Below are 15,638 nucleotides of genomic sequence, written 5' to 3' on the forward strand. Positions count from 1 at the left end.
AATGTTTGAACGTATAAGGTGGAAACGTTTTTCTGCCTAGATCAAGGCAGCTGAGTCGGCATGGCTAGGTCACTCCGACATTGTCATTCCGAAAACGTATTAGTAGCCGACCGTCAGAGACAAGGTGGGAAGTCGTCCTGGCAAGGTGCGTGGGCGGTCAGTGTATGTAATGAATCGTGGTATCAGGCTTCGATCGATCACGTTGCTTCGGTCCAAGACGTTCGAGACCTGAAGGAGGGCTCCGATCTCAACGCCGCCGAAGGTTCGGTTGTATCCGAAGCCTACATCCACATTGAGGAACGGTGGTAGCACGTCGTCGCCCGGGCGATTAAAGCCGGGAGCCTCAGGCTGTTCAATCACGTTCGCCACGCGGTTGAACCCGGCGGTGTTGTTCTGGGAATAACTCCGACCCGTGAGGTAGTCGTAATACGCCTTTCGGAAGGCCCACGCCCGGCCCCAGATCCCCGTCCAGCTTGTCTGAAGGGAGAAACCGGCACCGATGTTCAGTTCCGCTTGTGCGTCAACACGGTGCGGTTCGTTCCACGGGGTCGGTACGCGTCGTCCGTCGAATCGATTGGGAAATGTCCGTTCGGCCTGGCTGATGTTGTACGAGACCGACGTGTTGACAACCTCATTCTCGTATGCGACCCGGATGCCAGCGCCGATGGCCCGACCCCTGCTGGAGGAAATGAACGTGCTCTGATCTGGCGAGTCCTTGGTGAAAATAGCGACCCCGGTTCGCAGGGTGGGGTAATCAATGGCCAGAAGGTGCGGCTGGAATTTCGCATAGCTCTCGACGTTGATCGTCAGCCCATCGGTTGGAGTCCAGAGCCCTTCGGCGGACACGTGGTAGGCGCGAGGAGGAGCGATGGAGTGGTCGGTCGGAAGCCACACGCTGGCCGTTGGCACGACGGCCGAGGCTCCATCCCGGCTGATATCAAATTGACTCGTGAACTGTCGGTAGATGCCGCCCGCGAGGCGAAGGGAGTAGTCCCCGATCGGTGTGTCCGGATCGTCGAATCGAATAGCCAGGCGCGGTTCGGAATAAACCGTGCTGCGAGAGTGAACGTACGTTAGCCGCGTCCCGGTCTCGACGATCGTTTGCTCGTTGATTGCCCATTCGCCGTTGGCCGAAAGGATGGCTCGCGTCGCCGTCAGGTCGTGCTGTAGTGTGGGAATGAAGGCGTTGCCAACCCGGAAGCGGCTCCGGAGATGTTCGACTCCCGCTTCGAGTTCGATTCGACGGTCGGCGGAGATGCCGATGTCGAGCCGAGCACGCGCGCCAAGTTCAGAGATCTGATTCCGGTCGTCTGGGCGCCACAGTCCACCCTGACTGTACGAAGTTGAATCTGAATCCTGAGAGGGGCCGAGCGTCGACACGCCGGTGCGGTACTGCGAGCGAGCGTCGTAGTGGCTGGCATACGTTTGAACGGAGCCGATCGTCCGGTCACCGATGAGCCATTCGAGTCGAGCCTGGCCCGTCGTGTTATTCCACCCGTAGCGGTCGTAGGCGGGAATCGGAGGCGCCTGGGTCGAGTCCACGGACCCTGGCGATTCATCCATCGGGGAGTCCATGATGAGGCTCGCTCCGATGGCGCTACGCCCGTGGTAGCCGGAAACGAAGAGGTAGCGATACGGCGTGAGTTCCACCCGCGCCGCCGTATGCCAGTCCGAGAACTGAACCGCCGGCTGGTGATTGTAGCCCGCACTCGACAGCGATACATCCGACAGCGTCGGGTCGCTTGATGAGGCGGTCGGATATGCCCATGCGCGAGCCAGCAGTGGATCGAGCGACGACCAGTCCTGGATTAACGCGTGGAGCGCCGGGTCCTGATACACGTCCCACATACCGACGCGCGCTGTGCCCATCACGGTGATTGGGCGCCCGTAGATCTCAAATGTACCCTGCGCCCGTGCGTTCGTGCTCACCGGGTCGGCACTCAACGTTGCCCACCGTGTGTTGCGGCGCGTCAAGTCGTGTTCGAGCTCGACGACGCCCGACAGATAGCTGCCTTTCATCGCACCGTATCCGGCCTTGTGTGTCGTGAGGCGGCCCAGCGCGAGGGGGCTGAAGGCGCTGATCAGGCGTCCGACACTCACCGGGTTGCGGACAGGCACGCCGTCGAGCACCATCTCGTGTTCGCCCGAAGCACCGCCCTGGATGTGGAGGTCCGCCAGCGGACTCTGCGTTGCGATTCCCATTAACGTACCTGCCGTGCGTGCGATGTCGCCCGTGCCGGTGCTTGCCGCAGGCTCCTCCAGTTCGCCGGCCTCTGCTGCCTCCTGTCCGAGTGACGAGGACGGCATCCGTGGCTGAAGGCCGTCCACGATCACCGGTTCGGTGAGGAGAGGACGTGGCGTTAGTTCGATCTTGCGCTTGGTCTGCTGTCCGGGCTCGACCTCGATGCGCAGCACAGCCATCTCGTAGCCGACGTACGAGACCATCACCTCGTGGGGCCCTTCGACGAGTTTGGAGAGTTGAAAGAGGCCCGAGGTATTCGTCGATGTACCTGTGGCCGCATCCGCGAGGATGATATTGGCATCGGGTAGCGGTTCACCGGTGCTTGCATCGACGACCACACCGGCAATCTGGCCGTAACGTGCCTTCGTTTTAGGCGAGCCGATGATGATGTACGTGCCGTTCGATGACAGCACGTAGTCGAGGTCCGTATCCTTCAGAATACAGCGAAGCAGTTTCGGGGCCGGAAGGGCGCGCGCCGAGCAGAAACTTCGGCGTCCGCGCACGAGATCGGCGTCGTAGGCCATGGATGCTTCCGTGACGGCAACGAATCGCTCGAGGGCCGTCGCGAGCGGTACCCCGCGAAGCGCCATGCTGTACAGCGAGTCGGATGCGGCGATCTCCGCGTCTGAGTCGGGCGCGGCATCTTGCGCAGCACACGGGGCTTCGGGCCATCCGAGAGCAGCGATCAGGACGGCGACAAACAGCCAGGAAGTGAAGGTCCGCAGAGCCATCGGAGAGGTGTGCCGGATGCGCCGAAAACAGAACGAGAGATGGTCACGAAAAAGCAGATTCACCTTGCAACGGAAAAGCTTTCCCGTGATCAGCAGCACGATCCCAGCCGAGTAAGGGTGGCTGGAGCACCATTTCAGTCATTGTGAACTCTGGACGAACCGAACGGGTCCGAAAGCAGAGGCTGGTTCTATCTCAGCGTATGGCGTCCTCAACGTAAATCTCGAATCCGCCATTGATTGGTCGGTACGCGAGCCCCTGCGCAGTGCAGATGTCGTGGATGATCGTCTCCGGATCGACCTTGCTGTTGTAATAGAGGGACAGCGATCCTCCCTGAGCTCGTGCCGATGGCGTCAACCGAACCCTCCGATCATAGCGTCGCTGCAGCTCGGCGACGATACTTGAGAGCGGCTGGTCGCTGACGGCAAAGCCAGCACGGCGCCATGCCAGGACGCGCGACACGTCGACCGTCGAAGGCGATTCCACGGCATCCGTGACGCGGCTCCGCTCACCGGGTTCGTCCAGCACGATGCCTTTGTCCGTGGCGTGGGCTGAGCGCTTATCGCTCTCCGCTGCCGTCGACTCCACTCGTACACGACCCGACGTGACAACCACTTCGGTGGTTTTACCGTCCCGAGCGCGGATGTTGAATTCGGTACCGAGGACCTCGACACGTGAGTTGAACGTCCGGACTTCGAACGGCCGGTCGCCATGCACGACGGAGAAATAGGCCTCTCCGTCCAGCTCAACGGATCGCCGATCTGCGCGGAGTCCAGGGAGACTCGCAAACCCACGCTGATACCGGAGGGTCGTGCCGCTGTTGAGTTCGATTGTGGAGCCATCCGGCAGCGAGGCCGTTCGTTGTTCTCCGACGGGCGCCTGAACGCTGACCGGTTGTTGCCACCACAGCCCGAATCCGACCACCAGGACTGCGACCAATATCGAGGCTCCCGTGAGGACCGACGAGCGATTCCATCTAGACCCATCGCGACGTGAACGTGGGGCTCGATCGTTCGGCGTGGTCGTTGACCGTACGGGCTGTCGATCGTCGCCGGCGTGAGGCTCCGGCTCGGCGAAGGCACGTTGACGAACCGCCTCCCACGCAGCGTCTACGTCGGGCTGCCGGTCATTTTCTGTCGGCGCATCATCGACAAGACCGAGCAAGCGCCAGACCGACTTCAGCGACGATTGCTCCTCCTCGTCCGGCAGGTGCTCCTGCAGGTTTTCGGGAAAGGGTAAACGGTTGCGACTCATGCGTCTAACAAGCTGGGTTCATACGTGCGAATCCGCTCGCGCAGCGACCGGAGGGCGCGCACGATGTGGTTGTTGACCGTGCGCGGAGAGATTTCCATGACCTCGGCGACATCTTCGTGACTGAGTCCCTGAAATCGACTCAGCTCCAGCGCCTCCCGTTGCCGATCCGGAAGTTCGGAGATCCACGTCTCAAGGTGCGATTCCAGATTTCGCGCATCGACGGCGTCGTCAGGAGCCGGCGGCTTCGACAGGTGCCCGACCGGTTCACTTTGCACATCATCCTCCTTGTCCGATCGCGTGCGGCGATTGCGATGCAGGTTATATGCGCGATTGCGCACGGATCGATACAGGTACGCTTCCAGCGATTGCGACGGATCGAGTGACGAACGGGTCTCCCATAATCGCACGAAGACGTCCTGCACGATGTCGCTTGCGCTCGCCCGGCTCTTCGTGATCGAACACGTGTACCGGACCAACGGCTCGTACATTTCGCGGAAGACCTGTTCGTAGGCGGAGCGGTCGGACTCCTTCAAACGTCGGCACCACTCATCGAAGGATACGTCGGTCATGGACGAAGGATGGGCGACGGCAGCGGGCACGAGGGAGGAAGATGAGTTCGAGGCCGTGTCACGCAGAATACACGCCGTCGAAGTTCGGTGACTACTCGTCTGTTGTATAAACGCGTTCTTTACAGCGGGTCGTGGGGAGGCTCATCTCTGCGGATCTTTTCGTCTGGACATGCACGACCTGCTACACAGGCCGAGAGATCGTCGGATCGTCAAGATCATCGCGTTTGCTCCGGATCTGTCCTGGCGTCTTTCCGATGAAGGAGCGAAGCGTACGTGTGAGGTGAGGCTGGTCAAAAAAACCGGCATCCAGTGCGATGACAGCGAGAGAACGATCGGTTGAGACCAGCAACTCGCTGGCATGGTCGACGCGGCGCTGAAGAACGTATTGCCAGGGCGTCGTATCGTGCACCGTTTTGAACGCTCGACCCAGCGTCGATACGCTGACGTCGGCCGCTGACGCAAGGCGGCGTAGACGCAGGTCGGGGTCGCCGAGGTGATCGTCTACGAATGACTCGGCTCGCCCGACGACAATTTCCGGCGCGACGGAGGGATCCGCGACGGGCATCCGATCGCGGCGATCCGAACGACGTGCGCGAACAACCAGTCGGCGAACGGACGGAGAGCGACGGTCCAGGCGCGATGGGAAGGCGTGGACAAACATCATCGAACAATGTGAGGGATAGTCAGGTGATGATGAAGGTCGCAGACCGAAGCCGTGAGACGTCATAAAAGGCATCGCGCTTCATGTTTTCTACACGACGGGATCGGTTCTGCGTTCCTCCGAGTGGTGTGATATCAGGGTATGCATGTCCACCGCGGAATGGATTGCAGAATTTCGTCATGCGGAACGTGCGATCGGTGCTCCATAGGAGCAGCCCGAACGACCCGGACATAACAGGTCAGGACGGAGAAAACCCGTGGTGCTTTACCCCGCCCTGTCGCGACATTGAAGGGTCGATCCTGATGAAACGCCTCCTCTGCGACTCCTTTCTCGTTCTCGTTTGCTATGCCCATTCCGTCTCTGCCCGACTCGTCCGCTTCCGGTGCCCTACAACTGATCGATGCCGAGCAGGACACCCCGCTCAGTCGCAAGGAACTTGTCGACACGCTGGAGGCTCTCGCGGATCGGTTTCGCTACGAGAACATCAATATCCGACTTCTGCTGACGGCCCTGTCCGCAGCAATCCATACAGAGGAAGAGCGCGATCTCGCTCGTCACGTGGCCAAGTTTGAGGCCACGCGCCAGACGGCCGCTGCTCAGGAACGCCTCCTCCGGGAAGCCCTCTCGATTCTGGATGCCTCGGCGGAGTGACGGGGCGAACATTCAGTCGCGCCCGGGGGTTCACGCGGTCCGTGATCTCTCGCCGTCAACGTCGTCCCCTATGTCTGTATCGGACCATGTCCGCGTAGAAACACGAGGATCGGTGTATACCGTCATCCTCGATCGCCCGGAGCGTCGAAATGCCATCGACCCGAAGATGGCGCAAGATCTCGCGCAGGCGTTTCGTGACTTCGAAAATGACGAGTCCGCCGCCGTTGCTGTTCTCTATGGCATCGGAGGACACTTCAGCGCGGGCGCGGATCTGAAAGCGATCGCCGATGGAAACCTTCACCCAATTGAGCCGGACCCGTCGAAGGATGGGCCGCTCGGCTGCACGAGAATGCTGTTGTCGAAGCCGGTGATTGCCGCGGTCGAAGGATACGCCGTGGCCGGTGGCCTGGAGCTGGCGTGCTGGTGTGATCTGCGCGTCGTCGCCGAGGACGCTACCTTCGGCGTATTCTGCCGCCGCGTGGGGGTGCCTCTTGTGGACGGTGGAACGCAGCGATTGCCGGAGATTGTCGGACTCGGGCGCGCGCTCGATCTGATTCTGACGGGACGAGAAGTCCCTGCTACAGAGGCGCACGCGATGGGACTTGCGACGCGGGTTGTGCCCAACGGTTCGACTCGGGAGGAGGCGGAGGCGCTGGCACTCACGCTCGCATCGATGCCCCAGCTGTGTATGCGCTCGGATCGCCGGGCGACCTACGAAGGTGTGGGGATGACGGAAAAAGCGGGACTCGCGCGCGAGGCAGAACTGGGTCGCCAGGTGTTGTCATCAGGCGAGCCGATCGAGGCGGCTAAGCGCTACGCCCGTCGCCGCCGGGCCGCGAGGGAGCATCCCACGGACGAGGAGGCATAGCAGGCCGTGTCAGGTCTGCGGACGAACGCGATTGGTGGGCGTGGCCGAGTATGGGTCTTCCGGCCAGTAGTGCTTGGGGTATCGCCCGCGCATATCCTTGGCGACCTCGTGATAGGTCTCGTCCCAGAAGTTCTTCAGGTCCTGCGTAATCTGCACGGGCCGCTGCGCCGGCGAAAGCAGATGGACCGTAATCGGCACCCGGCCGCCGGCGATGCGAGGGGTGCTTGTTTGCCCGAACATTTCCTGGAGCCGAACCGCGAGCACGGGGGCGTCGGGGTCGGAGTAATCGATCGGTCGGTTTGAGCCGCTCGGGACCGTGATGTGCGTTGGGGCGACGTCGTCAAGTTCGTTGCGCTGATCCCATGACAGCTGGTCATTCAGCAGCTGCGTGACGTGAAGGCCGTTCAGGTCGCTGGCTCGCCGCATCCCGTAGACATGTGGCAACAACCACTCGTCGAGCGACTGCATCAGGGCTTCGTCGCGAACGTCCGGCCATTCATCGCCGAGATGATGGTGCAGGAAAATGATGCGTTCCTGCAGTTGGCGAGCATTTTTGGTCCACTTCAAAAGGTCGAGCCCATGTTCTCGGACGCCATCGAGAACGGCGCGCGCGAGCGTCTCAGGGTCAGGATTTTCGACCGGGCCGTCTTTCAGGATAATGGCGCCGAGGCGCGTTTGCTCTCGGGCTCGAACCCGGCGCGCCTCCGCATCCCATGCGACGTGGACATCCGTCTCCATGTGGTCGCTGAAGTAATCTGTCAGGTCGTCATGGCTGATCGGGGCCGCGAGAAAGACGCGGCTTTCGCGGCGACGCCCGTCGACATGAGCTGCTACGAGGTAGTCTGCATCCGACAAGAGTTGCGGGGAAGGGAGGGCGGCGGCCCGACCGTTACGGAGCCGGAAACGGCCATTCGATCCATCCCGGTGCTCCGCGATTCGGTCCGGGTAGGCGAAGGCCGTGAGGAGCCCACACGCCTCAATATCGCCGTGCCGGTCGAGGCTCGTGCCGGTGGTGCGGCGCCAGTGATCGGCGATGGAGCGGACGTGTTCGGCTGCGCCGTACGGGACGACATAGTTACGCGCATGATTGGGTGTGGGACGTCCGCCCGTCCGGAGGCGCCGCAGGGCTTCGAGGCGAAGGCGAAGGTCGACATCGGGGGCCTGGCCCTGCCCGCGGAAGATGTCGCGCTCGCTGAGAAGCGCGGCGAGGTCACAGGCGATGGCGGCATGCCCGAGCACCTGCCCATTGACCAGCATATGGGCGAGGCGAGGATGCAGGCCGAGCGCAGCCATCTCGCGTCCATGGTCGGTGATTGCTCCATCCCTGTCGAGTGCATCCAGTCGACGCAGCAGGTCGCGTGCCTGCTCGTAAGCGGCCGCGGGCGGTGGGTCCAACCAGCGAAGCTCGGCGGGGTCCGAGACGCCCCACATCGCGAGCTCCAGGGCGAGCGGCGCCAGGTCCGCGTCCACAATCTCCGGCGGCGTGTGATCCTTCAGGTGCTGATGCGTGTGCTTCGTCCAGAGCCGATAGCAGACGCCCGGGCTGAGGCGCCCCGCGCGGCCGGCTCGCTGATCGGCAGAGGCGTTCGACACCTTCACCGTGTCTAACCGTGTCATGCCGCTCTGCGGATCGAATCGCGGCGTACGGACGCGCCCGCTATCTACGACGACACGGATGCCCTCGATCGTGAGTGACGTCTCCGCGATGTCGGTGGAGAGGACCACTTTGCGGCGGTCGTCCGGACTCGGTTCAATGGCCGCGTCCTGTTGCTTCGTCGGAAGGTTGCCGAAGAGCGGGTGCACATCCACATCCGACGGCAGGCCCCGATCCTTCAGGGACGACTCGACGCGTCGGATTTCGCCCGCTCCCGGAAGGAAGACCAGCACGTCGCCGGATTCCTCGCGGAGCACATCGACGATCTTGCTGGTGACGTGCGGCTCGATGTAGTCGTCCGGCGTCTCGTCGGCATAGTGGATGTCTACCGGATAGCTTCGGCCCTTGCTTTCGATCAGCGGGGCGTCCAGAAGCTCTGCGATCGGACCGGTATCCAGCGTGGCCGACATCACCAGCAATCGCAGGTCCGGGCGAAAGACGTCCTGCGTTTCGAGGGCGAGGGCGAGTCCAAGATCGGCCTGGAGGTTGCGCTCATGAAACTCGTCGAAGATGACGCAGCCCACGCCGTCCAGGCTCGGGTCGTCCTGGACCATCCGTGTCAGCACCCCTTCTGTGACGACCTCAACCCGCGTCTTGCTGCTGACCTTTGTGTCCATTCGGACGCGATAGCCGATCGTCTGCCCGGCTCGTTCCCCGAGGGTGTGTGCCATGCGCCGGGCGGCGGCCCGGGCCGCAAGACGTCTCGGCTCAAGCATAATGATTTTGTCGCCGGACAGCCACGTCTCGTTTAGCAGAGCGAGGGGAACGCGTGTCGTTTTTCCCGCTCCCGTAGGCGCCTGTAGAACAGCTTCCGGTCGGTCGCGAAGCGTCTGCCGCAATTCAGGCAGAACGTCCTCGATGGGGAGATCGGATGGCGGAATGGACCGGCTGGACATACGACGTGCATTCGGAGCGGAGCGAAACAAACGAGCTTTAGTTGCACGCGCTGCAACGGGCGTCAGTTCGCCGGGCGGTGCTCCGAGATGGGGCTGGAGAACACCCTGCAGGGGCAGCCTCGATCGAAAGGCGCAACCGCAACATCAGTGGACGATGTTGCGAGAGCGGAGGTGACGTGCAACAGGGTGCAGGACCATCGGCCGGACGCGATAGCGGATGTCGGGTTCGACCCCGTCGAACGCGTAAGTGCCAGCGATGCCGATCGTCTCGGCGGGCGCGATCAGTTGCGCGTTGCCCAGCGCTTCGAGGATCGTGCGCGCCTTCTCTGGAGACAACTGCAACACCTGGGCGAGCTCGGACACCGTGAGGCTGGCATGCTCCAATAGCGCCTTCAGGGCAAAGGACTGGCGGACAGAGAAGGTATCAAGGAAGTCGAAACGGATCGGGCGAACCGGTGCGACACGGATTCCGGAGCCATCCTCGTCCATGCGAACGGAACGAAACCAGTGGAAGAGAGCCAGCATCACGTTCTGGCCGCAGAGGCTGTGCAGCCGGTCGAAGTAGTCCTGTCGCAACATTTCCTGCCGGGCTTCTGGTGTCTCCGCACGGGCCAGTCGCCGTGCGAGGAGCGGCTGCGCGGATTCGTCAGGAGCCTCAAAGGTCAGAGCCAGTCCGCTTCGCCGATGGCGACGGATGATGAGCTCTTCGATCGTCTCGCGACCGAACGGTGTGAGGGCATGACGTACGACGAGGCCGGCCGCGTCCGGCTCGTGCGCCTGCAGGATCTGCCATCCAAAGCCGGAGATCGTACCGATCCAGATGAGTCGCGAATCCGTCGCGGACATGAACTCCACGACGCGGGCGAGTAGCCCTGTGCCGTGGACGGCGCGCAGAAAGAGGTGCTCCATATGCTCAACCAATACGACGCGATGCCTTGCGTTTGTCGGCTGCTCGCGAATACGGGCTGCTAGTTCATCCAGCGTTTCCGGGTCGCCCGTACGGGTGAGCCCGAGCACGCGAGCGAACACCCGTGCGACATCCGCTTCTTCGGTATACCGCTCCGTGAGTTCGATCGTGTAGCGTCGTGCGCGGCGGAGCGATGTGGCTGAGAGAACATTGACGAGGCTGGTCATCCCGCTCCCCGGGTCACCGGTGATGATGAGCGCATTCGGCAGGCCGTTTTCCCACTGCCGAACGTGTTGTTCGACCCGCTGAATGTCGGCGGTCCGACCGACGAGCAGGTCTGGATCGCGAACCGGGCGCAGCGAAAAGAGACGCCGGTAGACGAGTGGCATTTCACTCAGTTCGTCGCCGAGTCCAATGACGGCCGCCACGGTTTCCTGGATCACCGCATCATCCACCTCGCCCGTTCCAACGGCCGTCTGGCCCATTTGAACGATCTTCTCAGCGCGACGCTGTCCGAGTTGAAGGGTGCGGCGGAGTCGGATCCGGAGCTCGCGGCCCGTCGCCTGGCTCCACTCAGTGGCGGTCCGGAGGTACGACTCGCTCAGCGCACGGGCACGAAGTACTTGCTCGCGGGCTCGTCCGGCGGCCCGAACACGCTCGTGGATACGCGCCCACGTCGCCGTCGTGGTGGACCGAACCGCTCGAGCAATTGGAAGTCCGGCATCGACCATTGGACGATCCGAGTCGGTAAGGAGCGCCGCGGCACGATCGAGGCCGTCGAGGGCCAGTTCGCGCGCCGCCTCAAGATGTCCCTGATCGATCTCATCGCTGGTTTCATCGCGGCGGCGAGCCACCAGGAGATCCTGCACTTCCTCCATTGCAGCTCCCAGGTTGAACCGTACAATGCCGATGACGTCGTCGGCTGTTGACGTGACCTGAAGAACGGTGTCGGCGATGGGGGGAAGAAGCGCACGCCAGGCATCGAAGAGCAGTACCGCCGTGGTTTCCTCAAGGATCGAGGTCCACTGAACCGTGTGCGACGGTGCGTCTGGCGAAATCGGTGCCTCCGGATCGGCCGGGAGGGCGTGGACGACGAACGTGTCCGGCTGCTCGTCGATAGCAAGCCGGATGGTGTCAATGCGCGCCTGCACGACGGCCTCCGTATCTCGGCGAACGGTGGTCTGCCGGAGGGCTGCCGCGAGCTCATTCTCCAGCAGGTCGAGAGCTCGATCGAGCACAGCATCGAGATCCTGAATGAGATGTCGCTCCGTCCCGGGCGCCGGTAGCGCGAGTAGCGAGTCGACCTCTTCACGGAGTGCCTTCAGCTGCCGCAGGGCATCTCGAACCAGCTGACGCGCCGGAGAGATACCGGCGTCGACGATCGCTCCGGTCATCGATGCCTGCTCCGTGTGAATAATGTCCCGGATTTCGGAAAGATGGTGGCCCATCGCAAGTCGAGCGGTGGCCTGGCGGTGCCACTCGACCCACCGCCCCGTCGGCGTTTCCGGCGGGGTTTTGACGCGACGGCGCTTTGCCATGAACGACCCTGCGCGAAACGTGTCGTTCTCAAATGCCTCCTGTGCCGATTGGGCCAGGCGGCGTAGCCGGTCCTCCGCGTCGTCCAGCGTCAGAGAGGCGGCATCGTGAAGGACGTCGAGAAATGCTTTCTCGGTCGTCTCCATTACGCGAAGTTGTCGGACGGCTTCCGATTCCTGCTCCCCTGGGTCGTTGCGATCGGAGGTGGGCTCTTGCGATTCTGGGTCGTCTGAGGAGGGAGCCGTATCGAGACGCTGACGTGCTTCAGAGTCCAACCGGTCGACGGCGGCTTCCACACGCAGTGTGGCGTGGATCCATTCGGTCGCCGCCCGCTCGAGCCGGGCGACCCACCGTGCGAGGTTTTGTTCGATATCGAGGAGGACCGCTTTCTCAGCGACCGGCAGACGGTGCCGGAGGTGGTAGTCTACGAGCTGGGCAACCGGAACGGTCTGGATCCGGTCCTCGCCGCTGGACACCCACGAGCGAACCCGTCGCATGCCGCGAATCCACGTTTTGCGTATGCTCCGAATGGTGCCGTCCGCTTCGTCGGCCTCGTAAAGAGCATCGGGCTCTGCTCGCTCGAGGTGGTCTGGTTGCTGCGTAGTGAGAGAGGCACGTGCATCCTGCAGCCCTTGGCGCGCGCTCCGCAGGACAACCCCCGTATCCACGAATCGCAGCGTTTCCGCTAAAGGTACTAGCACCGTTTCGACTGACGCTCGGCGATAGTCGCGAATTACGTCCCGTGCATCTGTCGGGATCGGATCACTTTCCGCACCTGAGCGAAGCGTCTGGAACCGATCCAATCGTGTCTTGCGCGCAGCGTCGAACTGGTCGGCGGCTTTTTCTGCTGCCGGTTTGAGCTCGTCGAGAACGCCCGAACGGATCGCATCCAGCACATCGTCGTGCTGCGAGCGGACGGCGGCAGGGATGTCCTCCAGCACGCCGTCGACGGAAGCGGGGCCGCGGGCTTCGTCGGAGTGAGGCTTGCTATCGGAATCGGTTGGCTGCCGGGAGACGGGAGCCGGTGTGGAGGGAGTGTCAGCCACGGAGGAGCGTCAGTCAGGCACAGAAGGAAAGAAGACAGTCGCCGATGGTCAGTCAACCGGGGCGTCCGGAGCGCCGTCGCCGGAGGGGGGCGCGTCGGACGAGGCGGGGACATCAATAAAGGCGCGAGTGGCCGGGGCAAGCAATCCTTCCTTTCGGAAGATGCGCCGCGCTCGTTCCGTGACATCGCTCGCCAGGAGAAACTCGAACCGCGTATCGAGCACGTACGCTTTTACTTTTAGATGCAGGACGTGTCCGTCGTCGTATTCATCTTTTACGATGACGGCAATCGGTTTCTGAAGGTACGTGTAGGACGAGTTTGCTGCGGCCTGATAGGCGATCGACTTCGCCCGACTCTCGTCCACCCATCCCGGAAGATAGAGATCGGTCACGACCTGGCAGTCCAGTGCGCCGGCATTTGCATTGGAGACCTGTCCGTCCACGACCTGCGAGTTCGGCACCGTAACCAGGTTGTCGTCGGGCGTCACGATTCGCGTAGAGCGGAGTCCGATGGAGATGACCTCGCCGTAGGTCCCGCCGACGGAAATCTTGTCACCGGCCTGGAAGGGCTGATCGAAGATGATGACGAGGCCGCCAAAGATGTTTTTGAGAATGTCCTGCGCGGCGAAACCGACGGCCACACCGATCGCGGTTGCGGCGGCCAGGAGACTCCGGGCATCCACGCTAAAGATGCCGCGGAGCACGATGATGAGCGCGAGCGTCCAGAGCAGGATGCGCGCGATCGGGATGATGCGTTTGAAAAGGAGGCGACGTTCCGCACTGCGTTCGGCCAGCGCCTCCAGGATGAACACTGCCCCCTTGATGCAAAGAAACGCAAACAGGAAGACGAGAATAGCCATCGCGAACCGGAAGCCGTAGCTGCGTACGTCCTCGAGCGTTTCGCGATCGATGCCGGCTTCATCCGAATCCGCGGTCGACGCTTCCGCGGTTTTGGTTGTGTCCGCAGCCTCAGTGCCGCCCCGGTTCGCCGATGTGTCGCCTGTTGCTTCGGTGGTGACGGTATCCGCTGTCGTCTGACCGTCCGCCGCCGAGGTATCCGAGCTGGCGATACTCGTGTCTACGGTCGAAGCACGTGACGTGTCGGCCGGGGGGGACGTGGAGGGGGAAAACCTCTCGCAGCCGAGAAGGAGCGTCAGTGCCGCGAGCACCACGATGGGAAAGAAAAGGCGGACGCGGGTCATCGGCCAGGGTGGGACGAGGCGAGCGGAAAGAGACGTACGTCCTAAGATAAGGCAATTCTCGGGAGAATGAGAAACGCCGGCCTACGCTACCGCGCGGTCGACGTGCTGTTGACAATGCCAGTCAGGTATAAGACGTGCTGTGAATAGAAGGCTCGCACTTCGAATTCAGCGAAGCGGTTAGGAGGTGTTGCATCGATTGAGCGAAGCATCTCCTCCTGCGCCCAGTTGCCTTCGCGCAGAAAGGAAGTCCAGATCGCGCCCTGTGTGGCCCAGAAGCCCGTGCTGTCGGGCAGGTCGTATTCCTGGGCAATCTCACGGTAGCATAGTGGATACGCTACGTTTGCGGACGGTGTCGTAAGGCGGTCGCAGTCTTCCACGTCGGAGCACAAGGTCGGCCGAGTCAGCGTTCCAGATGGGTCATCCGGGCGCCCGGCGAGGATACGCGTGTAGAGCGAATCTACGAGTGATCGGTAGCTCGTCTTTGTCACATCGCGAAGAGCGCCCGCTTTGAGAAGGTTCGCTTCGACCTCTTCGAGCCTCGGATAGACATCGATCTGCGCCCCCATATTTTCCTGAACGCACGACGGGAGCTGGTTCCGCCGCTGGATTTCGCGCCACTCGCAACCCACCATCGTCGAGGCGATCAAGAGGATGACGACGAGGATGAGGTATGTGCGCGGAGAGGTTTGGATGGTTTGAAAGTATGAAGGTTTGGAAGTATGGAAGTTTGAAGGTGTGTGGGTCTTAAAGTGTTAATGTATTTGTGTGTGGGAGGAGCTTCAAAAATAACTCAGGAGGCGTATCTCCATCTCCACGTGTTCAACGTGCTATCCTAGCTACCGGACAGTTTTGATTTCAAACCGGAATGTTCTTCGTATGTCAACGAAAAACGGATCTCGTGCGTCTCATGCGTCCTGGAAACGAGACGTTATACCAAATCCAAATGACAATGTCGGGGTCACGATCATCTGTGGAAGCGTTTCCCAGGCTTGAAGGTGCCCGAAAACGTTGATTCCTGCGTCTCTTCCCTTTTCCCGATCGAATCGCCCCCACAGCCGAGGCACGGCATCCGGACACGATCATTTGGATTCAGTATTATCTTCGAACATGACGCACTCACACACTCCCATACCCACATACTCACATGCATTTCGGAGCAGCTGCGCCGAGAAATACTGAAATCACACACGCTCGTATGAAAGTGTCCGGTAGGTAACGTGCTATCATCTGATGATGTCCACACCTTCATCCGTTGACACCTAAACACGTTCACACCTTAACACATCCACACCTTAATACCTTGTATCTTGAACTTGGTGCTGTAGCTCGATCACACCTGGGTCATCGAGACCGCTGTGGAGCAGGGGCGCAGCACCGTCTTCCGTACTGAAGCCCGAACAGTTGATGGAGCCCGTGGCACCATGT

10 protein-coding genes are annotated in these 15,638 nt (G+C 61.7%); 2 read left to right on the forward strand and 8 right to left on the reverse strand.

Translation table 11 applies throughout. From position 1 onward, the window contains the following. Positions 1–99 precede the first annotated feature (99 nt). The 4 genes from CRI94_RS17135 to CRI94_RS17150 all read right to left on the reverse strand — a co-directional run bounded on the left by CRI94_RS17135 (position 100) and on the right by CRI94_RS17150 (position 5,458). On the reverse strand, positions 100–2,973 hold the full coding sequence (locus CRI94_RS17135; RefSeq protein WP_098079166.1) for a carboxypeptidase-like regulatory domain-containing protein: 2,874 nt from the start codon (positions 2,971–2,973) through the stop codon (positions 100–102). A gap of 193 nt (positions 2,974–3,166) precedes the next feature. Further along, positions 3,167–4,225, reverse strand: a complete 1,059-nt coding sequence (locus tag CRI94_RS17140) for a FecR family protein (RefSeq protein WP_098079170.1) — start codon at positions 4,223–4,225, stop codon at positions 3,167–3,169. Beyond that, entirely contained in the window at positions 4,222–4,794 is a 573-nt protein-coding gene (locus CRI94_RS17145; RefSeq protein ID WP_098079174.1) for an RNA polymerase sigma-70 factor, read from the reverse strand. Before CRI94_RS17145 ends, CRI94_RS17140 begins: the two co-directional genes overlap by 4 nt. A gap of 181 nt (positions 4,795–4,975) precedes the next feature. Beyond that, a complete protein-coding gene (locus CRI94_RS17150; RefSeq protein WP_179862387.1) occupies positions 4,976–5,458 on the reverse strand; it encodes a helix-turn-helix transcriptional regulator in 483 nt (160 codons plus the stop codon). 342 nt (positions 5,459–5,800) lie between these two features. Between CRI94_RS17150 and CRI94_RS17155 the strand changes: the two genes are divergently transcribed. Together CRI94_RS17155 and CRI94_RS17160 are read left to right on the forward strand one after the other, a co-directional pair. Beyond that, positions 5,801–6,106 (forward strand): hypothetical protein, encoded by a 306-nt coding sequence (locus CRI94_RS17155; protein WP_098079183.1) that lies wholly within the window; start codon positions 5,801–5,803, stop codon positions 6,104–6,106. 70 nt (positions 6,107–6,176) lie between these two features. Further along, a complete protein-coding gene (locus tag CRI94_RS17160) occupies positions 6,177–6,974 on the forward strand; it encodes a crotonase/enoyl-CoA hydratase family protein (protein WP_098079218.1) in 798 nt (265 codons plus the stop codon). Positions 6,975–6,983: 9 nt separating this feature from the next. Here CRI94_RS17160 and hrpB read toward each other — a convergent pair whose 3' ends face one another. The 4 genes from hrpB to CRI94_RS17180 form a co-directional block, all read right to left on the reverse strand. After that, entirely contained in the window at positions 6,984–9,524 is a 2,541-nt protein-coding gene (gene hrpB, locus CRI94_RS17165; RefSeq protein WP_098079186.1) for an ATP-dependent helicase HrpB, read from the reverse strand. 144 nt (positions 9,525–9,668) lie between these two features. Next, positions 9,669–13,013 (reverse strand): ATP-binding protein, encoded by a 3,345-nt coding sequence (locus tag CRI94_RS17170; RefSeq protein WP_098079191.1) that lies wholly within the window; start codon positions 13,011–13,013, stop codon positions 9,669–9,671. A gap of 48 nt (positions 13,014–13,061) precedes the next feature. Further along, a complete protein-coding gene (locus CRI94_RS17175) occupies positions 13,062–14,213 on the reverse strand; it encodes a mechanosensitive ion channel family protein (protein ID WP_098079195.1) in 1,152 nt (383 codons plus the stop codon). An 86-nt stretch (positions 14,214–14,299) separates the two neighbouring features. Further along, positions 14,300–14,860, reverse strand: coding sequence for a hypothetical protein (locus tag CRI94_RS17180; protein WP_143815472.1), 561 nt, complete (start codon positions 14,858–14,860; stop codon positions 14,300–14,302). Positions 14,861–15,638 lie beyond the last annotated feature (778 nt).

The sequence above is a fragment of the Longibacter salinarum genome (assembly GCF_002554795.1).
GTDB lineage: Bacteria > Bacteroidota > Rhodothermia > Rhodothermales > Salinibacteraceae > Longibacter > Longibacter salinarum.